The sequence below is a fragment of the Arthrobacter pascens genome, from assembly GCF_030816475.1.
GTDB classification, from domain to species: Bacteria; Actinomycetota; Actinomycetes; order Actinomycetales; family Micrococcaceae; genus Arthrobacter; species Arthrobacter pascens_B.
Genome location: NZ_JAUSXF010000001.1, coordinates 4446643 through 4467430 on the forward strand (window position 1 = coordinate 4446643; position 20788 = coordinate 4467430).

Annotated in this window: 17 protein-coding genes; 5 read left to right on the top strand and 12 right to left on the bottom strand. The window is 65.4% G+C overall.

Annotation, left to right across the window (positions count from 1 at the left end; genetic code table 11):
- The first annotated feature begins 656 nt into the window (after positions 1 to 656).
- The gene (locus tag QFZ40_RS20465) at positions 657 to 947 is read left to right on the top strand and encodes a hypothetical protein (RefSeq protein ID WP_306906627.1); all 291 of its coding nucleotides are present in this window, start codon (positions 657 to 659) and stop codon (positions 945 to 947) included.
- Positions 948 to 1041: 94 nt separating this feature from the next.
- Here the strand turns inward: QFZ40_RS20465 and QFZ40_RS20470 are convergent, their stop codons facing one another.
- The 4 genes from QFZ40_RS20470 to QFZ40_RS20485 form a co-directional block, all read right to left on the bottom strand.
- Positions 1042 to 2310, bottom strand: a complete 1269-nt coding sequence (locus QFZ40_RS20470) for a glycosyl hydrolase (RefSeq protein ID WP_306906628.1) — start codon at positions 2308 to 2310, stop codon at positions 1042 to 1044.
- Positions 2311 to 2657: 347 nt separating this feature from the next.
- A complete protein-coding gene (locus tag QFZ40_RS20475; RefSeq protein ID WP_306906629.1) occupies positions 2658 to 3026 on the bottom strand; it encodes a response regulator transcription factor in 369 nt (122 codons plus the stop codon).
- Between the two features lie 151 nt (positions 3027 to 3177).
- Positions 3178 to 3324: a hypothetical protein gene (locus QFZ40_RS20480; protein WP_306906630.1), complete on the bottom strand. Its 147-nt coding sequence runs from the start codon at positions 3322 to 3324 to the stop codon at positions 3178 to 3180.
- A gap of 11 nt (positions 3325 to 3335) precedes the next feature.
- On the bottom strand, positions 3336 to 4457 hold the full coding sequence (locus QFZ40_RS20485) for a glycosyltransferase (RefSeq protein WP_306906631.1): 1122 nt from the start codon (positions 4455 to 4457) through the stop codon (positions 3336 to 3338).
- Positions 4458 to 4658: 201 nt separating this feature from the next.
- Between QFZ40_RS20485 and QFZ40_RS20490 the strand changes: the two genes are divergently transcribed.
- Positions 4659 to 6392: a glycoside hydrolase family 13 protein gene (locus QFZ40_RS20490; RefSeq protein WP_306906632.1), complete on the top strand. Its 1734-nt coding sequence runs from the start codon at positions 4659 to 4661 to the stop codon at positions 6390 to 6392.
- Positions 6393 to 6395: 3 nt separating this feature from the next.
- On the opposite strand, the gene QFZ40_RS20495 is transcribed toward QFZ40_RS20490, so the two are convergent.
- Positions 6396 to 8090, bottom strand: a complete 1695-nt coding sequence (locus QFZ40_RS20495; RefSeq protein ID WP_306906633.1) for an alpha-amylase family protein — start codon at positions 8088 to 8090, stop codon at positions 6396 to 6398.
- Entirely contained in the window at positions 8087 to 9076 is a 990-nt protein-coding gene (locus tag QFZ40_RS20500; protein ID WP_306906634.1) for a TIGR03885 family FMN-dependent LLM class oxidoreductase, read from the bottom strand. Before QFZ40_RS20500 ends, QFZ40_RS20495 begins: the two co-directional genes overlap by 4 nt.
- 130 nt (positions 9077 to 9206) lie before the next feature.
- On the opposite strand from QFZ40_RS20500, the gene QFZ40_RS20505 reads away from it, so the two are divergent.
- Complete coding sequence (locus QFZ40_RS20505) at positions 9207 to 10130, top strand: AEC family transporter (RefSeq protein ID WP_306906635.1); 924 nt, start codon at positions 9207 to 9209, stop codon at positions 10128 to 10130.
- 39 nt (positions 10131 to 10169) lie between these two features.
- Positions 10170 to 11258: an ATP-dependent DNA ligase gene (locus QFZ40_RS20510; RefSeq protein WP_306906636.1), complete on the top strand. Its 1089-nt coding sequence runs from the start codon at positions 10170 to 10172 to the stop codon at positions 11256 to 11258.
- A 157-nt stretch (positions 11259 to 11415) separates the two neighbouring features.
- On the opposite strand, the gene QFZ40_RS20515 is transcribed toward QFZ40_RS20510, so the two are convergent.
- The 6 genes from QFZ40_RS20515 to QFZ40_RS20540 all read right to left on the bottom strand — a co-directional run bounded on the left by QFZ40_RS20515 (position 11416) and on the right by QFZ40_RS20540 (position 19662).
- The gene (locus tag QFZ40_RS20515; RefSeq protein ID WP_306906637.1) at positions 11416 to 13092 is read right to left on the bottom strand and encodes an HNH endonuclease signature motif containing protein; all 1677 of its coding nucleotides are present in this window, start codon (positions 13090 to 13092) and stop codon (positions 11416 to 11418) included.
- A 34-nt stretch (positions 13093 to 13126) separates the two neighbouring features.
- Positions 13127 to 14764: an ATP-binding cassette domain-containing protein gene (locus QFZ40_RS20520; protein ID WP_306906638.1), complete on the bottom strand. Its 1638-nt coding sequence runs from the start codon at positions 14762 to 14764 to the stop codon at positions 13127 to 13129.
- A complete protein-coding gene (locus QFZ40_RS20525; RefSeq protein WP_306906639.1) occupies positions 14761 to 15591 on the bottom strand; it encodes an ABC transporter permease in 831 nt (276 codons plus the stop codon). The genes QFZ40_RS20520 and QFZ40_RS20525 overlap by 4 nt, the downstream gene beginning before the upstream one ends.
- Positions 15584 to 16525 carry an ABC transporter permease gene (locus QFZ40_RS20530; RefSeq protein ID WP_306906640.1) on the bottom strand — a complete coding sequence of 314 codons (942 nt, stop codon included), beginning with the start codon at positions 16523 to 16525 and terminating at the stop codon, positions 15584 to 15586. The genes QFZ40_RS20525 and QFZ40_RS20530 overlap by 8 nt, the downstream gene beginning before the upstream one ends.
- Before the next feature lie 24 nt (positions 16526 to 16549).
- Entirely contained in the window at positions 16550 to 18106 is a 1557-nt protein-coding gene (locus QFZ40_RS20535; protein WP_306906641.1) for an ABC transporter substrate-binding protein, read from the bottom strand.
- 236 nt (positions 18107 to 18342) lie between these two features.
- Positions 18343 to 19662: an MFS transporter gene (locus tag QFZ40_RS20540; RefSeq protein WP_306906642.1), complete on the bottom strand. Its 1320-nt coding sequence runs from the start codon at positions 19660 to 19662 to the stop codon at positions 18343 to 18345.
- A gap of 230 nt (positions 19663 to 19892) precedes the next feature.
- Here QFZ40_RS20540 and QFZ40_RS20545 point away from each other — a divergent pair, with 230 nt between their 5' ends.
- Positions 19893 to 20708: an IclR family transcriptional regulator gene (locus QFZ40_RS20545; protein ID WP_306906643.1), complete on the top strand. Its 816-nt coding sequence runs from the start codon at positions 19893 to 19895 to the stop codon at positions 20706 to 20708.
- Positions 20709 to 20788 lie beyond the last annotated feature (80 nt).

Sequence of the window (20788 nt, forward strand, 5' to 3'; positions counted from 1 at the left end):
TGCCGCAGCGCCGGCAGTTGTAGCTGACGACGGGCGGTAGCAGGCTTTCCCTGTCCACGGCATAAGAGGCAGGCACATAACCCGTGAACTCCAGGTAAGCGTCAGTGCCGCAATGGCGGCAGTGAGGCAATGCCGGCGGCGGGGCCGGAGCAGATTGCCAGACGTCGTGCCCATGTCTTCGCGGGACTGTAATCACGGGTTCACGCATTCTTAGATGCCAAGGGGTGCGGATCACTCTACTCCTCCGGTCGCGTCTCCGGAATCCCTTCACAGTGAAACGGCCTCAACGTTCGCCATGCCCCGGCTCCACATGCCTTTGGCGTCCCGTGATGCTGGTACTTGGTGCCAGCCCGCAACCAGGACATTTCCGGTATCCTGACCGCCGTCCTGACACAGGCCGGATGCAACGTCATGATCGCAAGATAGCTTGGATCCCCGGCAGGCATTTTCACCCTGGATGGCCGTCTTAAGGAAGGACGCGAGTAGCCGGTACGCGGCTTAAAACGGCCCGATACCTACGCCCAAAACGACTACCTGACTATGCCCGAATCAGTAGCAAGCGGACCGTGGCCGGTCGTAATCTGGTGTGACTGATGGTCCTTTGCTGGGACGGGGACGATCGGATGAACGGTTTGGCACTAGTCCCAGGAGCAGAGATGAACCCCAATGTCGTCGACGTCGCCGATGTTTTCAATACCTACAGGGTGCCAATGAAATTCCGGCAGGACCCGCAGCTTGTGCAGACAGCATGGGACCTTGCACGGGTTGCCGCGACCCAGACAGGTGACGCCGGATGCGTAGCGCGCTTGCGGCTGGAGCATCCCGAGTTGAACGTCCTGGCAACAACCCTCGAAAACCGTGTCATGCTGCGTGAAATTTTCGGCAATCAGCTTCGGAGCCGGCTCGGCGATCTGCAGAGGCAGACGCTGGGGCGGTACAGGACCTAGGCTGCAGAGGAAACACGATGCCTGGCCTGCCACACGCTGGCAGCCGTTCACGTGGAGGGCCGCGCCGAAACGGGGCCCTCCACAGTTGATCCGGTTACGACCGTCTGGCCGCCAGGGCAGCGGTAAGGGCGCTTGTTGAGGTGGTGGAGCTGTTGATCCGCCAGTCGACTTCCTTGTTGTGATGGAACCAGACGAAAGCCGTGATGTCTGATTGCGCGGCAAGATAAGACACCAGGGATGTGTCCCAGGCCGCCTTGGAGCCTCCGGCTTCCGCAGACGCAGTCTCGGCGATGATGATGGGCTTGCCCGGAGCAAGGCTGCGGAGTGCGCTTAGGCCTTCATCCAAAAGGGCCGACGGCGATGTCCAAGTGCTCCAGGACGCGGCGGTTCCCCAGTTGTAGCCGTCCAAGGCCACGACGTCGACATAGCCCGTACCAGGGTAGAGGCCGGAGAGGGGGGTTGAGCCCCAGTAGGGAACGTTGGGGCTCCAGACCCACTGCACGTTGGCGGCACCGGTGGCCGCCACGACGTCGTGCACGTGCCGCCACGCGGCGACATAGTCTCCGGCCTGGTTGCCGTTGGCGGACTCGGCCCAAGGGTACCAGTTGCCGTTCATTTCGTGCCCGAACCTGAGCATGACCGGCTTGCCCCAGGAAGCCAGGGCGGTGCCCCACTGCTGTATGTAGGCATCGAAGTCCCCCGCGGTGATGCGGTCCAAGGAGTAGGCCGGCTGGTCGGCGCCGTTTCCGGTCCACAGCCATGGCTCCCAAGTGACGAGGCTGGTGGCGCCGCGCGCGTTGACGGCATTCAGTTCAGTGATCGGAGCAGGCTGGGCGAAGTCGGAGTACCACATCACGACCGAAGGGCTTTCGTTGACGAGGGTGGAGACGGCGTCCAGCTCGCTGGCGGCGAGCGGGCCGCCCGGCGTCGACACGCCGAAACGTAGCCGCGCGGAGCTGACCGGCGGGGCGGAAGTAGGTGTTGTTTTTGTCTTGGCCGCCATCAGGAGCGGAGCGGCCCCCTCGGGGCGGGCACTGAGCGACGCGGGGCTATAAGTAACGGTGTAGGGCGCGGACGCCGAGTCCCCTCCTTCTTCGGCCGTGACGACGACGGTAGTCGCGGTGGTGAGGGGAATCGTCACCGCCGCGCTGAAGGATCCGTTGGCTTTGGCAGTGAACGGAACACTGGCCGTTCCGGCCGTCACGGTTCCGGACACCTTGCGGGCGAACCCGGTGCCAGTCACGGTGACAGAGGAACCGGCCGGCCCTGCTGACTCACTCAACGTGATCGCCGCCCGTCCCGCAGCCTCGGCCGGCACGGCAATGCCGAACAACACGGCCAGTGACAGGACAAGGCCTGCCACGACAAATTGAAAACTACGGTTCTTAACCACAAACACTCCCCAGCATCGTGAAATGGCCGCCCTGCTCCAGGCCGGCCCCGGCCGCAGGTGCGGCCTCTGTCAGACGCCGGCAGGGGGTTTCGAAGCGAGAGTCCTTGGCGGCATCCGGGCGATGTTTCCGCGGTCCGGGGCATCCCGGACACGTGAAGAAAATACTCCCAGACAATGAGTACCAGAGGCTGCGGGCAACAAATAGCGATGTTGGCCCGTCCTCCAAAAGCCTGCGCACTTCCTGTGGCAATGCAGAGGAATTCTTGAGCTTCGGCCGGTGCGCCCAGAACCGGCGCTAGAGCCTGGCAGCTGTGCCGCTAGAGCCGGGCAGGGCAGAGCCTGTCAGCGAGGATGGTCAATTCGCGGGGGTGGAATGGCTTGACCAGATAGGCTGACGCGCCTGCGGACAGTCCGTCCATTTCGTCGCTGAGCCGGGCGCGGGCAGTGAGCATCAGAATAGGTGCAGCACTTATTTGCCTGAGCCCCTGGGCAACATGAAGACCGTCGATGTCCGGAAGTCCCAGATCGAGGGTGACCAAGGCCGGATTCAGTTGGGCGGCAGCTTCCAGGCCGGCCGCGCCGGTCCCGGCCACATGCACCTCAAACCCGCCCTTGGACAGGACGAAGGAGATTAGGCTCGCAATATCTTCGTCATCCTCGATGACGAGACAAACACCTCTGGACACCGGAAACCCCCAACATTCGGTACCCCTCCAGTCTAGCGGCGGAACCCGCACTGGTGCCCCCGGAACTGGTCCCGGTCATCGGCAACGCTGACTCATCGGAAACGCCGACGCCGGGCACGCGTTCAGCCGCCGCCCGTGCGGCTGGAAGCCATCAGGGGCGAACCTTGCTGTCCCGCCGGACGAGGGCCAGCAGGGCTACACCGATCAGTATGATCCCGAAGGCTGTCAGCAGGCCTGCGCCCAGATCGAGGCCCGTGTATGCCAGGGCGGCGCCGGAAGCCGGGAGGCTCGCTTTCATTCCGTACATTTTTAGTTGATTTCCTCTGCCGTGTATTGCGCTTCCCAGCGGTCTATCCGCCGCCGGGTGATCTTGGTTTTCAGTACTGCCCACCAGGACGCCAGGAACCATCCGGAGCGGAGCCACATGAAGATTTCCTGCGGGAAAAAGGACGCCGCTATGGCCAGGTCTTTCCAGTCGCGGTGCGGAATACGCATAGCGCGCTTGATGTCCAGTGCTACGAACAGGATCGGCACCAGCCACCAAAACAGAACGATGTGGAATACTCCCAGGGCCAGCGAGCCCGCCAGGACCGCAACCCACAGGAGCTTAAGGAACACGCCCAGCAGGCCCATAGCCTGCTGCCCCCAGTCGCGCAGGGTCAGCCGGTTGAACCCCAGGTCCAGCAGGTCCTCCACGGTTCCCACCTGCCACTTCATGCGCTGTCCCCACAGTGCCTTGATGGACTTCATCGAGTCCGTGTAGGCGCGGACGTCGGGCGAAACCTGGCAGACGTAGCCAAGTTCACGGATCCGGTAGGTCAGCTCGAAGTCCTCGACCTGGGAGGTGTACACCCAGGGCCCTTCCCGGTCCCCGCGGGCCGCGATCTGCCGCAGGACGGCGTTATTAATTGCACAGCCAGTCCCGGCAAGCACGCTGGTCCTGCCCCGCCTCAGGGCGGTGTCGGTCCAGGTGGCGAATTCCGCTTTCTGCAGCCGGCTCAGGAGGCCCGGATCCTGCATGGTGAATTTTGACGACGAGCCGCCCAGCCGTCCGGCGGTTTCGGCGCCGAATTCCTTTGCCCAGGCTGCCAGGGCATTCGGCGGCAGCACGGTGTCCGCATCCAGGCAGACAACAACATCGGCGTCGTGGGCGTATTCAGCCCACGCACGGTTCAGCGCTTCGGATTTGCGGTGCTCCAGGCGGGGGAGTTCCATCACCGTGACGGGGTACATCCGGGCTACAACGGCCGTTGAATCCGTGCAGCCATTGGGGATGACCACGATCAGGTCAGCCGGGCGTGACTGTGTCATCAGGCCATCGAGCGTGGCGCCGATCGAGCCGGACTCGTTGTAGGCCGGGACAAGCACCACCACACGGAGACGGCGCGGGGCACCGGCGTCGTCCTCGGAGTCCACCGCAGACGATGACATGACTGCGTGGATGACTGCCTCCTGACGGGTTCATGCCCCGCCGGGGCTGCTGATGAAATCATCGTGGAGGTCCGCCCTCAGCCTTAGGCAGTGGATTTGCTCAAGATTCAGGCAATTCCCCGGCTGGAAGGCCTTGCGGGAGGCGGAAGAATGGCGTTCACTGGGCCTGCATGCCGCCCTACCGAATGCCAGGAGGAACTGATGACCAGCCAGGAAACCCAGCCCGGGACGGAGCTGCGCAGCGGGCGCGAGTGGTTCAAAAGCGCGGTGGTTTACCAGATTTACCCTCGCAGCTTCGCCGATTCCGACGGCGACGGCGTGGGCGACCTGCGCGGGATCATCAGCCGGCTGGACTACCTGCACAACCTGGGCGTCGACGTCGTCTGGCTGTCTCCGGTCTACCGGTCACCCCAGGACGACAACGGCTACGACATCAGCGACTACCAGGACATTGATCCGGTGTTCGGGGACCTGGCAGCCCTCGACGAACTCCTCAACGGCCTCCACGCCCGCGGCATGAAGCTCGTGATGGATCTCGTGGTGAACCATACCTCTGACGAGCACCCGTGGTTCGTGGAGTCGGCCTCAAGCCGGGACAATCCGAAACGCGACTGGTACTGGTGGCAGCCGCCCCGCCCGGGCTCGGAACCAGGCACGCCGGGCGCCGAGCCGAACAACTGGGGCTCCGCCTTTTCCGGCCCTGCGTGGGAATATGACCCCTCGAGCGGCGAGTACTACCTGCACCTGTTCTCGAAGAAGCAGCCGGACCTGAACTGGGAAAACCCGGAAGTCCGGGCAGCCGTCTACGACATGATGAACTGGTGGCTGGACCGCGGAGTGGACGGATTCCGGATGGACGTCATCAACTTCATCTCCAAGGACCCTCGCCTGCCTGAAGGGCCCCGCGCTGAAGGCATGCTCTATGGCGACGGCGGCCCGCACTACATTTCAGGGCCAAGGATCCATGAGTTCCTTCAGGAGATGCACCAGGAGGTGTTCGCGGGCAGGGACAAGGATCTGCTGACTGTAGGTGAGATGCCCGGCGTCACCGTGGAGGACGCCCTGCTGTTCACCGATCCGTCGCGCGAGGAAGTGGACATGGTGTTCCAGTTCGAGCACGTGGCACTGGATCAGGAGGGCGGCAACAAATGGCGGCCCAAGAAGCTCGTGCTGACCGACCTCAAGAAATCGCTGGGGCGCTGGCAGGACGCCCTGGGGGAGCGGGGCTGGAACAGCCTCTACTGGGGCAACCACGACCAGGCCCGGGCAGTTTCCCGCTTCGGCGACGACGGCAGGTACCGCGAACTGTCCGCCAAGATGCTCGCCGCCGTACTGCACCTGCACCGCGGCACGCCCTATGTCTACCAGGGCGAAGAGCTGGGCATGACCAACATGGCTTTCGGCGCCATCAGTGACTACCGGGACATCGAGGTACTCAACCACCACCGGGAGGCCACCACCCACCTGGGCCACACAGACGCCGAAGTCCTGGCCGCGCTCGCGCCGCTCAACCGCGACAACGCCCGCACGCCCGTGCAGTGGGACGCCTCACGGCACGGCGGCTTCACCACGGGCGCGCCGTGGATCGCCGTCAACCCGAACGCCAACACCATCAACGCCGCAGCCCAGATAGATGACCCGGAATCCGTCTACAACTTCTACCGGCAGGTGATTGCGCTGCGCCACACGGACCCCGTGGTGGCCTACGGGGACTTCACCATGCTGCTGCCCGAGGACGAGCACGTCTACGCCTTCCGGCGCTCGCTGCCGGGCGCGGAATTGCTCGTCCTCGGCAACTTTTCGGCAACCGTCCAGCCGGTCGACGTCGGCGACGCCGCCTGGTCCGGGGCGGCTTCAGTTTTGGGAAACTACCCTCCTGGCACCGGCCTGACGCTCCGGCCCTGGGAGGTGAAGGTCCTGCGGCGTGAACTGTAGCGGCTATGGTGCGAGCCGGTCACCGGGACGGTGCACACGGAACCACCGGTAGCCGTAACGTCCCAGCTCAACGGTGAAGCCGCCGTCGGGCTCCAATGGAACGTTTTCGCCGTCGAACAGGTCCAAAAGGATGGCACCTTTATAGGCGCGCCGCGGGACATCGTCCGGACCCGCCTTGCCCGCCACCTTCACCGGGTCCGGGCCGAAGTTGTGCAGCAGCACCAGAGTCGCCCCGGACGAGCTGACAGTGTGTGCGAAGACCGCCGGTTCGGCCTGGTCGATCATGGCGAAGTCGCCCCAGCCCAGCTCGGGGGACTCGCGGTAACGCTGGATGAGTGTGGCCATGAAGTTCCACAGGGAGTCCGGATCCCGCTTTGCGGCCGAGGCGTTGACCTTCTCCGGGCCGTACTCGCCCCGGACGAGGGGAGCCACCAGCTCGGAGGCCTTGGCGGCGGAGAAGCCGCCGTTCTTCTCCGTATTCCACTGCATCGGGGTTCGGACGGCGGCCCGGCTTTTCTGCTTCAGGTCCTCGCCCATCCCAATCTCCTCGCCGTAGAAGAGAACGGGGGTCCCGGGCAGGGAAAACATCAGCGAATACACCATCCGGATCCGCCCGGCATCACCGTCGAGCATCGGCGGGAGCCTGCGGCGCAGCCCGCGGCCGTAGATCTGCATGTTCTTCTCCGGGCCGAACGCGGCGAAGACCTCCTGGCGTTCGGCGTCGCTCAGCTTGTCCAGCGTGAGTTCGTCGTGGTTGCGGACGAACATGGCCCAGTGGTTGTCCGGGTGCAGCGGCGGGCGGCCCTTGACCGATTCGGCAAGCGGACGGGCATCCTGCCGGGCCAGGGACAGGTACAGGTGCTGCATGGACATGAAGTCGAACTGCATGTTCAGCTCGTTGCCCAGTGAACCGCCGAAGTATTCCAGCTGTTCTTTGTAGGGCAGGTTGACTTCGCCCAGCAGCACTGCGGTGCCGTTCCTGCGGTTCAGGAAGCTGCGAAGGGCAGCGAGGTACTCGTGCGGGTTGATCTTTGCGGCCTCGTCCTTGGGCTCGCCGCGGGTTTCCAGGAAGAACGGGACTGCGTCCAGCCGGAAGCCGTCCAGCCCGAGCTGGAGCCACAGACCCATGGCCTTGGCAATCTCGTTCCGGACGGCCGGATGTGTGACGTTCAGGTCCGGCTGGTACTCGGCGAACATGTGCAGGTACCACTCGCCGGTGGCATCGTCCTGGGTCCAGAGCGAGGTCTGCTCGCCCGGGAACACCACCTCCGACGATGTGTCAGGCGGCGTGTCCTTCCGCCAGACGTAGTAGTCCCGGTACGGGTTGTCCGTTGACTTCCTTGCTTCCACGAACCACGGATGCCGGTTGGAGGTGTGGTTGACCACAAAGTCCGCAATGACCCGGAGGCCCCTGTCCTTGGCCGTGCGGATGAACTCCACTAGATCGCCCATGGTTCCCAGCCTGGGATCCACGCTGAAGAAATCCGTCACGTCGTAGCCGTCGTCCCGGTCGGGCGAGGGGTAGAAGGGCATCAGCCAGATGCACGTCACGCCCAGCGCAGCGAGATAGTCCACCCGCTGGGTGAGCCCCGCGAAATCGCCGGTCCCGTCGCCGTCGTCATCGAAGAAGGTTTCAACATCAAGGCAGTAGATGACGGCGTTTTTCCACCACACGTCAGACGTCTGCTCGATCCTCATGGCGCGCTCTCCTGTGTCAGGGCTGGTGTCTGCTGAAGCCGGGGGAGCACGTCCGCGGCGAACGCATCAATGAACGGTGCCTGCTCCTGTCCCACGAAGTGGAGGTAGAGCTCATCGAAGCCGAGGTCGGCGTACCCGGCGAGCCATTCCACGTGCCGGTCAAGGCTTGACGAGATGTTTACGGATTTCCTGACCTGCTCCTCGCCCACGTGCATGCTGACTCCATCGAAGTGGGCGGCGGTGGGCAGGTCCCAGGTGACGGGCGGCGCAAAGGTATTGCTCCGCCACTGGTCCAGGGCGATGGCCACGGCTTCCTCCTCCCGCGGCGCCCAGGAGAGGTGGACCTGGAGGACAGCCTTCCCCTGGCCGCCGTGGTCCCGGTAAGCCGCGAGCATGTCCTTCAGCTTTCCGGCCGGCTGGTTGACCGTCACCAGGCCGTCCGCCCAGCCGGCGGCGCGCCGGGCGGTATCCACACTGATGGCGGGCGCGATGAGCGGTGGCGGGGGTTCCGGAACGTCCCAGATCCGGGCCTGTTCAACGGTGACCAACCCATGATGGGTCACCTCCTCGCCCCGGTGGAGCCGCCGGATGATGTCCACGCACTCCTCGAGCCGTTGCTGGCGCGCCTCTTTGGGTGGCCACGCTCCGCCCGTGATGTGCTCATTCATGTTTTCGCCGCTGCCGGGTGCCATCCAGAAGCGGCCCGGGAACATGCAGGCCAGGGTGGCCGAGGCGTGGGCGATGATGGCCGGGTGATAGCGCTGGCCGGGCGCCGTCACGACCCCGAATGCGAGGTTGGTGGTGGCCAGCGCCGCGCCCAGCCAGGACCAGGCAAAGCCCGAATGCCCTTGCCTGGCGGACCACGGCTCGATGTGGTCCGAGCACATTGCGGCACCAAAACCGGCCTGCTCCGCGTACTGGACATCCTTGAGCAGCTGCCCGGGACTGATCTGTTCATGCGAGGCATGGAAGCCGACGGTGACCATCGTTAAGGTCTACCGTCCGGCGCGGCGCCCTGTCGAGGGTGAGCCGCGTGTCGGGATAAGTTGGGAACCTGTATTACAAGGTTTTTGGGTATTGCTGGGTTATCTGGCGGGGCCGGAAGGAAGTACCTCTGTGGGTGGCGTGCTGATCGGACTGGCCGTGATCGGCGTCGTCATTGCTGCGGGATACATAGCTGCGCGATGCGGGCTGGGCGGGGAACCGACAGTCTCGGCGCTGACCCGCACGGCATTCTTCATCACCAACCCGGTGCTGCTTTTCACCGTGGTCCTGAAGTCCGACCTCACGGTGGTCTTCTCCGCCTATGTGCCGCTGGCACTGCTGACGGCGGCCATCACCGCGCTACTGTATGTGGCGCTGAGCCGGCTGTGGTTCCGGCGCCCCCTCGCGGAGACTGCTGTGGGTGCGATGGCGAGCTCGTACGTCAACGCCAACAACATCGGGATCCCCATCACTGTCTATGCGTTGGGTGATGCAACGCCGGTGGCACCCGTGCTGCTGGTGCAGTTGCTCGTGTTCGCGCCGCTGGTCCTCACGCTGCTTGATTTGTCCGCGGCTGGACGGTTCTCACCCCGCCGGATGCTGTCCCAGCCGTTCCGGAACCCCATGATCATCGCCTCGCTCCTGGGTGTGGCGCTGGGCGCCTTCCACGTGCAATTGCCGGAGCCGGTCATGGCCCCACTCACCCTGCTGGGCGGGGCGGCGGTCCCGGTAGTCCTGCTGGCCTTCGGGATGTCCCTTCACGGTAACCGCATCCTTCACAGCGCCGGCCACACACCCGAGATCCTCACGGCCACGGCACTCAAGTCGGCCGTCATGCCGGCCGTGGCGTTCGCCGTCGGCCGTTTTGTGTTCAATCTTGAGCACCACATGCTGCTGGGTGTGGTGCTGATGGCTGCCCTGCCGACAGCGCAGAACGTGTTCCTGTTCGCCAGCCGTTACGAGCGGGGCCAGACGGTAGCCAGGGAAACGGTACTGCTTTCGACGGCGGCAGCCGCCCCGGTGCTGATCCTCGCCGTCTGGCTTTTGGCAGCATAGCCCTACCGCCGGCGCGGCGAGCGGGCAAGAATGGGCACTATGCAACTTCCCGTGATGCCTCCTGTCCCGCCCATGCTCGCCAAGGCCGTCAGCGGCATAGACGGCATCCCAGGAGGCGGGGACCTCAGCTACGAGCCCAAGTGGGACGGGTTCCGTTCCATCATCTTCCGCGACGGGGACGACCTGGAGATCGGCAGCCGCAACGAGAAACCCATGACACGGTACTTCCCGGAGCTCGTGGAGGCGCTGAAGGAGAACCTGCCCCCGCGGTGCGTGCTCGACGGCGAGATTGTCCTGGTGGGTGCCTCGGGAGACCGGCTGGATTTCGACGCCCTCCAGCAACGGATCCACCCCGCTGCCAGCCGCGTGAAGCTGCTTGCCGCGCAGACCCCTGCCAAGTTCGTGGCCTTCGACCTGCTGGCGCTCGGCGACGACGACTATACAAGCCGGCCGTTTGCCGACCGGCGCGCCGCCCTGGAGAAGGCGCTCGCGGGCAGCCGCGCCCCCGTCCACCTCACGGCAGCCACCCGGGACAAGGGGATTGCGGAGCAGTGGTTCCGGCAGTTTGAGGGTGCCGGGCTGGACGGGATTGTGGCCAAGCGGCTGGACGGCAGCTACCAGCCCGACAAACGCGTGATGTTCAAGGTCAAGCACGAACGCACCGCGGACTGCGTCGTCGCGGGATACCGGCTGCACAAAAGCGGTCCCAACGCTATCGGCTCCCTGCTGCTGGGCCTGTACAAGGACGACGGCGCCCTGGCAAGCGTTGGCGTCATCGGCGCCTTCCCCATGAAGCGCCGTGAGGAGCTGTTCGAGCAACTACAGCCTCTGGTCACCGATTTTGACGGGCATCCGTGGGCCTGGGCCAAGCAGGTGGAAGGCGGACGCACGCCGCGGAACGCCGAAGGCAGCCGCTGGAGTGCAGGGAAGGACCTGTCCTTTGTGCCGCTCCGGCCCGAGCTGGTTGTGGAGGTCAAGTACGACCATATGGAGGGTGAGCGCTTCCGCCACACCGCACAGTTTGCACGCTGGCGGCCGGACCGGGACCCGGAATCCTGCACCTTCGCGCAGCTGGAGGAACCCGTTAACTTTGACCTGGCCTCGGTCCTGGAGACCGGGCAGCCCTAGCGCGGGTGAGTGCCTGAGGACGGATACCTCGCTGCTGCGGAAGGAGGGCGCAATTTGCTCGGTCAGGGGGGTGGCGGGAGTCCGGTCGGTCAGGGGGGTGGTCGGGGGCTGGTCGGTGAGGGGCTGGCCGGTGGGGGGCTCGCCGGAGCCCGGCCGGTCAGGCGGGGGCATGGAGGAACTGCCCCAGGCCGTCCTCTCCCAGCGAGAGCCCTAGATGGACAAAGTCCGGGTGGCCACCCGAAGGAACATGCACAGGGGGTGGCAGGTTTGACGCGGGCCTGGATCTAACCTCCTGGTGCCGGTCCTGTTTTTGTTCAGTCGGCCAGTGCGGCGGTTCCCAGTCCTGATGTTCGCTCTTGTAAGTGCGGCCCATCGGCGATATCCAGCCCGGCGGTGCGCCTTTGCCGGCCGTCGTTGGTGTCCACCCGCTGGTGTGTTTGAGCCGGTGATGTTTTGGACAGGGCTGTCCCAGGTTGCTGATACCGGTTGTTCCGCCCTTGTGCCAGGCGAGGAGATGGTCTGCTTCGTTGTCCAGGGAGTTGTTGTTGCAGCCGGGAAAGGGGCACTTACCGTCCCGAAGCCTTAGCCATTGCCTCATGGGTTTGGGGATGCGGTAACTCTTGCGGCCGATCTCCAGGGGTGCTCCGTCGCGGGGATCCACCAGCACGCGGTAGAAGGAGCCGGCTCCATTCGCGACGAGGTCCCGTGCCATCGAAGCCGGGATGGGGCCGTAGCCGTCCAGCATCGCGGGCTCATCGGTTGCCCCGATCAGGGAAAACACCGGGACGGTGACCAGTACTTGTGCCCGCGGCGAGGGGACGTCCGCCAGGCCCGTACTGGTGTTCGCATCGCCACTAATGCCCGCGCCCTTCACGCCGCCGGTCGCACGGCTGCTGATAGCGCCGGCGCCGCTCCGGCGACCTTCAGTCCCCACGCCGATCCCGCCGCCTTCAGTCCCACAGACCGCACAGCTGACGCGGTTTGGCCCCGCAGTGAAGAGCCCGGCGTTGAGGAGCGAAATGGCCAGCACGTCGGCCCGCAACTGGGTCAGGGTACGGCTTTCGGCAGGCCTCTGCAGGCCCCGGGAAATAGCTGTGACGCGGTTCCAGATTCCGTTGGCAGTGGCAGCAGGAAGGTAGGCGGAGAGCCAGGCCATGCCATCCTGATCAGGGGTGTACTCGATTCGCCGGTCCAGGACACTTTTGGCGTGCCGCTTCCCGATGCTCTCGTGGTGGTGGCGTTCCCGCCAGGTTCGGGCCTTGTTGCGGAACCGGGATGCCGGCATTTCCCCCGCGGGGCAACCGCGGCCGAGGTCCGGCGCGTTCGGATCGAGGAAATGCGCTTCCAATGAGGCGGCGCCGGCGGGATCGAGACACGCAGTTTCCTCGACCATTGCCCTGGCGTGCTGCCAGGAAATGGTTCCGGCCTGCAACGCGGAAAGGGTCAGCGGCAACGTGGCGGTGAGTTGCCGGGCATGGGACAGCAAAGCGTCAGCGGCGCGCGAACCTATGGTCAGCACGCAGGCGATCTCAGCGGTCACAGCCATCTCGTGGGCCGTGGCTTCCTGAGGGGACGCCGCAGGTGCCGCGATCGACCTGGCGGTAGCAGCGAATTTCGCCGCGGCCTGCGCCTTCAAAGCTGCCAGCCGCGCCTCCGACCGAGCGATCCCGCCGAGGATATCCAGGCAGCTATCTGCCAGGGCGTGAAGCTGATCGGTATCAGAGGAGGCTCCGGGGCCTGTCCGGTCCAGTTCCGCAGTGAGCACTGCAACGGCGGCATTGATCGCCTCAAATGCCTGCGCTTCCACTGTTTGCGCCGCTGCTCCCCGTGCCATGTATCAATCATCCGGGGAGGGTCTGACATTTTTCCTAGGAGACTGCCGAGGGCCTTGCCACGTCCAAAACGGTCCACATGCCGTCCGCCCGGCACGGGATGGAGGCCTCAACCAGCGCCCGGCTGTGCTCATGCCGTGGCGCCGCGAAGAAGTCCTTGGTCTCCGCGACTTCGATCACGCGCCCCTCCAGCAGTACGGCCACCCGGTCGCACATATACCTCACCACGTCCATGTCGTGCGAGACGACGATCAGGGACAGGTTGCGTTCCCGCTGCAGCCGCAGCAGCAGGTTCAGGATGGTGCGCTGGGTGAGGGCGTCGAGAGCGGAGGTGGCTTCGTCACAAATCAGGACCTGCGGTTCCAACAGCAGGGCCCGGGCGATGGTGGCGCGCTGCAGCTGGCCGCCGGAGCATTGGCCCGGACGCTTGTCCAGTATGGCTGCTTCCAGCTCCACCTCCTCCATCACTGCAGCGATCCTTTCGTCGCGCTGATCGGTTGGCTGGGCAGGGCGTGAGCGCAGGGGGGCCTGCAGGCTGGCGCGAAGCGTCATCCGCGGGTCAAAGGCGCTGTGCGGTTCCTGGAATACCAGCTGCACAGCGGTCGCCTCACGCGGGCCAGTCGCGTCCAACTGCCGGGTGATGGACCCGGCGCTCGGCTTCTCCAGTCCCACGATTGCTTTAGCCAGGGTGCTTTTGCCGGACCCCGATTGCCCCAGCACGCCCAGGATCTCCCCGCGTTTGAGGGTTAGCGAGACGTCCTCAAGGGCAGCATGGCCCAGCTTCCGCCGCGGCCCGAAGTGCTTGCCCACGCCGTTCAGAACCAGGATTTCGCGTTCCCTGGAAGGCGGACGACGGCGGGACTCCGGTGCCAGCCGCGCCGCCGCCAGGAGTTCGCGGGCATAGGCAGTCCGGGGCCTGGTCAGAAGGTCCCCGACGGAACCGGACTCCACAATGGTTCCGGAGTTCATGACGAGGACGCGGTCCGCGAACGCCGCGACGGACGCGACGTTGTGCGTGATGTACAGAATGCCCAAGCCGCGTTCCCGGCGTTCCCTGTCCAGCAGCTGCAGGATCTGGCGCTCCAGCACTTTGTCCAGTGCCGACGTCGGCTCGTCTGCCAGCAGCATGCCCGGCTGGCCGGCCAGCGCCAGGGCCGTCATGGCCCGCTGTGCCATGCCCCCGGAGAGCTGGTGCGGATAAGCCCGGATGCCCTTAGCCGGATCGGCGAACCCCACCTCCTCAAGGAGTTCCAGCGCTTTGCTCCGCACTTTCGTGCCCCGGAGGCCGCCATGGAGCCGCAGAGGTTCCTTCAGGTGCTGTTCAATGGTCCGGTTCGGGTTGAACATGCGCTTGGGCTGCTGGAACAGCATCCCCAGCCTTCCGCCCCGGACCCGGTTGAGCTCTTGTTCGGAGGCCCGGGTCAGCTCCAGGCCCCCGAGCCGGATGGAACCGCCGCTGATGCCCAGGCCGGGCGGCAGGAGCCGGAGGCAGGACATGGCAGTCAGGGTCTTGCCGGAACCGGAGCTGCCCACGAGGGCCACGAATTCACCGGGATCCACGGAGAGGGAGACACCCGAGAGCAGGGGCTTGCCGTGGCTTCCGCCGTCGGGGTCCCTGTGACTCACTTCCAGGCCGTCCAGGACCAGGCGGGTGTCCGTGGCTCCGCTACTCATTTCTCCGCCGCCAAGGGCAGGAGGAGTGGTGCCGCGGCCATGTGGGCGGCCCGCTGGCCAATGAGGGTCACGCAAAGGGCAACGGTGAAGATGACCAGGCCGGGGGCGAGGATTCCCAGCGGGGCGCGTTCCGCAAACGGCTGCGCGACCGCCAGCATGGAACCCCAGTCCGATTGCGGCGGCTGGACCCCCAGACCCAGGTAGGAGAGGGCGCCCACGCTGATGAGCAGGTGCCCGAACCGCAGGGTCGCCTGGCCCAGGATCGGCCCCGCGAGGTGGGGCAGGACGTGCCGGAAGATAATGAACGACGGCGGGCAGCCCACGACGCGCGCCGCCTCAACGAACCCGCGGGCCGAGACATCGTAGGCCAGCGTCCGCGCCAGCCGGGCAAAGGGTGTCCACCCCGTGATGGTCAGCGCGAGCAGCAGGGGCCCGAATCCGGTGCCAAGCGCCGCGACGATGAACAGGGCGACCACCATTTCCGGCAGCGCGAGCAGGACGTCGTTCGTGCGGGTCAGGAATTCGTCCACCCATCCGCGCCGCCGGGCGCTGAGAACGCCGATGGCCAGGCCCAGAAGACAGGTCAGCAGGGTGGCCAGCGCGGCCACAGCCATGGAGAACCGGCCGCCTTCAAGGAGCCGGCTGAGGGTGTCCCGGCCCAGGTTGTCCGTACCCAGCCAGTGCTCGGCCGACGGCGGAGCCAGGCGTTCGGCCAGGTTCTGCGCCGCGGGCGGGTAGGGCGTGATCCAGGGTGCCAGCAGTACTGCCAGCACAATGATGCCGAGCAATGCCGCGGCAACGCCGGTGACGGTGATCCGGTTACGCAAGGGAACCTCCCACCATCCGGCTGAGGAATCGGTGCACGAAGTCCGCCAGGGTGGTTATGCCGACCGCGAGTGCCACCACAACCACCACCCCGCCCTGGGCGAGCGGAATATCGCTGTTGACGACGGCGTCAAAGAGCAGCCTGCCCATGCCCGGAACCGCGAAGATGACCTCCACAATGACCGATCCGCCCAGCAGGCCCGCGAACCAGACGGCGAACAGGGTGGAGAGCGGAAGCAGGCCGTTCGGCACCACGTGGCGGAGGATGGCCTGGCCCTGGCTCAGGCCCCTGGCGCGGGCGGCCGGTACATGCTCCGCGGCGGCCGCGTCGATGATTCCGGACCGCACCGCCGAGGTGAAGAAGCTGATGGGGCGCAGGGCGAGGGTCAGTGCGGGCAGGACGGCGGATGAGAGGTTTTCCCAGCCTGCCGTGGGCAGTACGGACAGCTTCAGGGCGAAGACCAGGACCAGCACCGGAGCCACCCAGTACTCCGGCATGGCGATCAGGGCCTGGGTGATGGCGGTGATGGTTTTGTCCGGGGTGCTTCCGGGCCGCAGCCCGGCGAAAATTCCCAGGGGGAGCGATACCGCCACAGCCAGGACCAGCGCCATCGTGACCAGGGTGAGCGTGACGGAAAGCGCCGGGAGCACCTGCTCCGCCACAGGAGTGCCGCTGGAGAAGGACAGTCCCATGTCGCCGCTGAAGAAGCGCCCAAGCCAGCGGAAGTATTGGACGGCTAGGGGATCGTTCAGGCCCAGGCTCGCAGTGAGGCCCTGCACGGCGGCATCATCCACGGCGTCGCCGGCCACGCGTGACCGGATGATTTTCCGGACCGGATCCCCTGGCGTGAAGTAGGGGATCAGGAACACGGCAAAAGAGGACACCACAACGGCGGCCACCAGGGTGGCCGTCCGTTTGGCGATGAATTGCAGCATGAGCGGCGGGACTCGGGATGTGGACTAGGAGCGGGACTTTGCCGTCTTCGCCGTCAGGACGTAGCGGGACAGCGGGTCCTGGACGTAGGAGAGGACATTGTTGCGGACGGCATCGGTTGCCTGCTCGTTGACCAGCCAGGCGTTGACCGACTTGTCCTGGAGAATCTGGCCTGCCTCTGCGTACAGCTTGTAGCGCTCGTTGTTATCGACGGTTTTGGCGGCATTGGCGATGATCCCGTCGTATTCCGGGTCGCAGAAGTGGCTGAGGTTGTAGGTGCCCTTGCAGGTGTAGTCGGCCGTGAGGAAGCCGATGGGGTCCGCGATGTCGATCAGCCTGTTGCGCTGGCTGAGCAGCATGTCGTACTTTCCGGCCAGGACGTCAGGCTCCGCCGAAGCGTATTCCTTGGTTGTAATGGTGACCGGAATGCCGACTTTCTTGAGGTTTTCCTGGACGACGGCGGCAACGTCGGCGAATTCGGCGCGTTCAACGATGGCGATGATTTCCAGGGGACGATCGGGGGTGTAGCCGGCGCTTGCGAGCAGCTTTTTGGCTTCCTCAAGGTTCTGCTTCTGCTTTTCCTGCTTCTCTCCCGCCCAGGGCTCAGAGGGCGAGAACGGTCCGGTGGCCGGCAGGGCCGCGCCTTCGTACACGCTGGCGGCCAGGGCGTCGAGGTCCAGGGCGTCCCGGATCGCGGTACGGACGTCGACGTTGTCCAGGGGCGCCCGGCCGTTGTTCATGTACAGCGTGGCTGTGCGCGGCGAATCGGTGCCCAGGACAGTGACCCCGTGATCCGCCTTGAGGGTCGCGACGCTGGCGGCGGGGATGGACAGTGAGATGTCTGCTTCGCCGGTCTGTACCTGGGCCGCACGGGTGGGGCCGTTGGTGATGAACCGGATCTCGGCACCGGCCAGCTGTACGGGGCCGCCCCAGTAGTTCGCGTTCCGGTCCAGGGTGAGGGACTGTTTTGGCTTCTCGGACACCGGGGTGAAGGGCCCGGTGCAGTGCCCGAACGGGTCGAGGCCGCCAGCCTTATAGGCAGCCGGCGACAGGATGCCGGTGTTGACGCTGGCCAGCCGGTACGGCACCAGCGGGTTCTCCGCGGGCGTACTGACCCTGACGGTCTGCGCATCCACCGCTGTGACGCTGCTGATCATCGTGCGGTTGAAAGCCCTGGCGGGGACTTTCGCGTCGAGGACATGGTTGAGGGCGGACACTACGGACTCGGCTGTGAGATCGCTTCCGTCCTGGAACTTGACGCCCTGCCGGATGCTGAAGTCCCAGTCCAGCGGGGAGCTCTGCTTCCACTCCGTGGCCAGGAAGGGAACCACTTTGCCCTCGCCCTGGTCATATTTGGTGAGGGTCTCCAGGCAGCCGGACAGTGACAGGATGTATGCGGAGTCAGACTCAAGGGCCCAGTTGGCTACTGGAGCCCGGAAGTTGTCCACCACGATCCGCTGGCTGGTGTCGGCCGCAGCACTGGACTGCGGGGCCTGCGTCTGGGTGCCGGTGAAGCCGCAGCCGGTGAGGGCCAGGGCGGCCGCCGCAGTGATCAGGACGCGGGGACGGAGGGACGTACGCACAGGAAACCGCCTTGCAGGACTGCCCCTGGGACGGGCAGGAGGAGAAGAAGGGACTACTTAGGGTAGCCTTCCCTTCGGTAAAACGTGAAGTTGATGACGTGACGGCCCGTCACCGGGGAAGGTGAGGCTGCACCTCCCCCGGCCACGCGCCGTCGGGCTTCCAGTGGAATAGCGCGCGCTTTCCGGAACAAGGCGGTTTCCGGAAGAACGCTGGAGGAACCAAATGGCTCCGGGACCTACTTGAGGCCGAGCTGCTTGGTGGGGACCCTGAACGTTTCCTTGGCGGTCAGCGCGGAGACGGCCGCCACCGCGCAGATAACGGCTGTGAAAATGCTGATCTGGACCCAGCCACCGGGCTTGATGCCTCCCATTGCCGCCACGATGGCGGGAGCGAAGCCCGCCATCAGGAAGCCGAGCTGGGTACCGATGGCCAGGCCGGAGAAGCGGACCTTGGTGCTGAACATCTCGGCGTAGAAGGACGGCCAGACGGCGTTGGAGGCTGCGTAGCCGCAGGAGAAGAAGCCGATGGCGGCCAGGAACATCAGCGGGATACTGCCGGACTCCAGGCTCAGCAGGAACACCGGAGTGAGGGCCGCGCTGGACACCGCACCGTAGATGAAGACGGGCTTCCGGCCGATCCTGTCCGCGAGCCGGCCAAAGAGCGGCTGGGTTCCCAGGGCCACGAGGTTGGCGCCGACAACAAGCCACAGCGTAGTAGTGCCGTCAACGCCGGCGACTGTCTTGGCGTAGCTGATGGCAAGGGTGCCGAAAACGGTGGAGACGGCGGCGATGAAGGCACAGCAGATGACGCGGAGGACGTCGCGCCAGTGGGCCTTGAGCAGGTCGGCCACCGGGAGCTTGGAAATCTGCGCTGTCTTCTGGGCTTCCTCGAAGGCAGGCGGCTCGTGCAGGGTGCGGCGGATGAAGAACGCCACAATGACGACGACGGCGCTGAGCCAGAACGGGATGCGCCAGCCGATGCCGTATTTGATCTCGTCCGGCAGAGCGAGGACCGGAATGAACACCAGGGCTGCCAGGATCTGGCCGCCCTGGGTGCCGGTAAGGGTCCACGAGGTGAAGAAGGAGCGGCGGTTGTCCGGTGCGTGCTCCAGCGTCATAGAGGAGGCGCCCGCCTGCTCGCCCGCTGCGGACAGGCCCTGGCACAGGCGTGCAAGGACCAGGAGGACAGGAGCCCACCAGCCCACCGTCTTGAAGTCAGGAAGGCAGCCGATCACGAAGGTCGAGGCACCCATCAGCAGCAGGGTGAACATCAGGACCTTCCGCCGGCCCACCCGGTCACCGAAGTGGCCCAGGATGACAGCGCCCACGGGCCGCGCCACATAGGCAAAGCCGAAGGTGGCGAAGGACATGATGGCGGCATTCGTGTCGGCATCCGGGAAGAAGACCTTGGGGAAGATCAGGGCCGCGGCGGAACCGAAAATGAAGAAGTCATAGTATTCGACGGCGCTGCCCAGGAAGCTGGCAAGGGCGGCCTTCTTCGGGGTCCCGGCCGGGGCGACGGTGCCCGGTCCGGCGGACGGAAGGGTGTGACTCATGGAGGTCCTTTGGTGTGACGGCATTGTCGGGGATGGATCTGGAGTGTCGAGTCGCCGCTGCCCGGGTGGATGGCTTGTGCGGCAGGCTGAGGTTCTTCGAAAAGACCGGCCAGTAGCCACATGGTGAGAGCTACTTGTGCGATACAGCAATGATGACTGTGAGGCCAGTCACCTGTCAAGAAAATAATCACTATCTAGCAATAGTTCCCACGATGTGGCAACATCGAACCATGAGTGTGAATCAAACCACAGGTGCTACTGAGGCCGCAGTCCCCCAATCCGATCGACCGGCTGACCGTACCGACATGGTGGGAAAGGCCCTGAACCTGCTGGTCCTCCTGGGTGACGAGCCGCGCGGCGCCACGGCGGCGGAGATCTCACGCCGTGCCGACCTCCCCTTCAGCACTACCTACCGGCTCCTGGGCTCCCTCACACGGGACGGCTTTGTTGACTATGAACCGGACGGGCGCCGGTACCACCTGGGGCTGCGCATCTTCCAGTTGGGCCAGCGGGTATCCAACCACCACGGCTTCGCGGGCACTGCCATGCCCATCCTCCGCCGCGTCACTGAGCAGACGGGGGAGGCGACCATCCTCAGCGTCCGCGACGGTCACCGCCACCTCACGGTCAGCAAGGTGGATGGCCCCCAGATGTTCCGGGTCACCAGCGATCCCGGACATCTTGGCGCGCTGCACGCCACCGCCGTGGGCAAGGCGCTGGTGGCCTTCGCCGAGGATTCCGAGCGGGAACGGCTGCTGGCCGAACTGGCACTGGAACCACTGACCAGCCATTCCATCACGGACCGGGGCGCCTTCCGTACGGAAATCGAGCAGGTCCGCCGGCAGGGGTATGCGGTGATGGACGAGGAAAACGAGGCCGGCATGCGGGCCGTGGCCGTCCCGGTCCTCAACTCCCAGGGGCACGCCTTCGCCTCACTGGCAACAGCCGTTCCGGTCTTCCGATTGAGCCTGGAGGACCTGACCGCCTATGTCCCGCTGCTTCAGGATGCCGCGGCCGAGCTGTCGGCCAGGCTCCCCCAGCGCTGACATGCTGGCCCCCCAACAGAAAAGTGCCTCGTGACTTTATGAGAATGTTCGTATGTAGAACAAGAGTGCAAGAAGTGAAC

Excerpts from the sequence above, each read along its gene's own strand:
- QFZ40_RS20465 (WP_306906627.1), top strand. The coding sequence starts at position 657 with ATGAACCCCAATGTCGTCGACGTCGCCGATGTTTTCAATACCTACAGG.
- QFZ40_RS20480 (WP_306906630.1), bottom strand. The coding sequence starts at position 3,324 with ATGAAAGCGAGCCTCCCGGCTTCCGGCGCCGCCCTGGCATACACGGGC.
- QFZ40_RS20485 (WP_306906631.1), bottom strand. The coding sequence starts at position 4,457 with ATGTCATCGTCTGCGGTGGACTCCGAGGACGACGCCGGTGCCCCGCGC.
- QFZ40_RS20490 (WP_306906632.1), top strand. The coding sequence starts at position 4,659 with ATGACCAGCCAGGAAACCCAGCCCGGGACGGAGCTGCGCAGCGGGCGC.
- QFZ40_RS20495 (WP_306906633.1), bottom strand. The coding sequence starts at position 8,090 with ATGAGGATCGAGCAGACGTCTGACGTGTGGTGGAAAAACGCCGTCATC.
- QFZ40_RS20500 (WP_306906634.1), bottom strand. The coding sequence starts at position 9,076 with ATGGTCACCGTCGGCTTCCATGCCTCGCATGAACAGATCAGTCCCGGG.
- QFZ40_RS20510 (WP_306906636.1), top strand. The coding sequence starts at position 10,170 with ATGCAACTTCCCGTGATGCCTCCTGTCCCGCCCATGCTCGCCAAGGCC.
- QFZ40_RS20515 (WP_306906637.1), bottom strand. The coding sequence starts at position 13,092 with ATGGCACGGGGAGCAGCGGCGCAAACAGTGGAAGCGCAGGCATTTGAG.
- QFZ40_RS20520 (WP_306906638.1), bottom strand. The coding sequence starts at position 14,764 with ATGAGTAGCGGAGCCACGGACACCCGCCTGGTCCTGGACGGCCTGGAA.
- QFZ40_RS20530 (WP_306906640.1), bottom strand. The coding sequence starts at position 16,525 with ATGCTGCAATTCATCGCCAAACGGACGGCCACCCTGGTGGCCGCCGTT.
- QFZ40_RS20540 (WP_306906642.1), bottom strand. The coding sequence starts at position 19,662 with ATGAGTCACACCCTTCCGTCCGCCGGACCGGGCACCGTCGCCCCGGCC.
- QFZ40_RS20545 (WP_306906643.1), top strand. The coding sequence starts at position 19,893 with ATGAGTGTGAATCAAACCACAGGTGCTACTGAGGCCGCAGTCCCCCAA.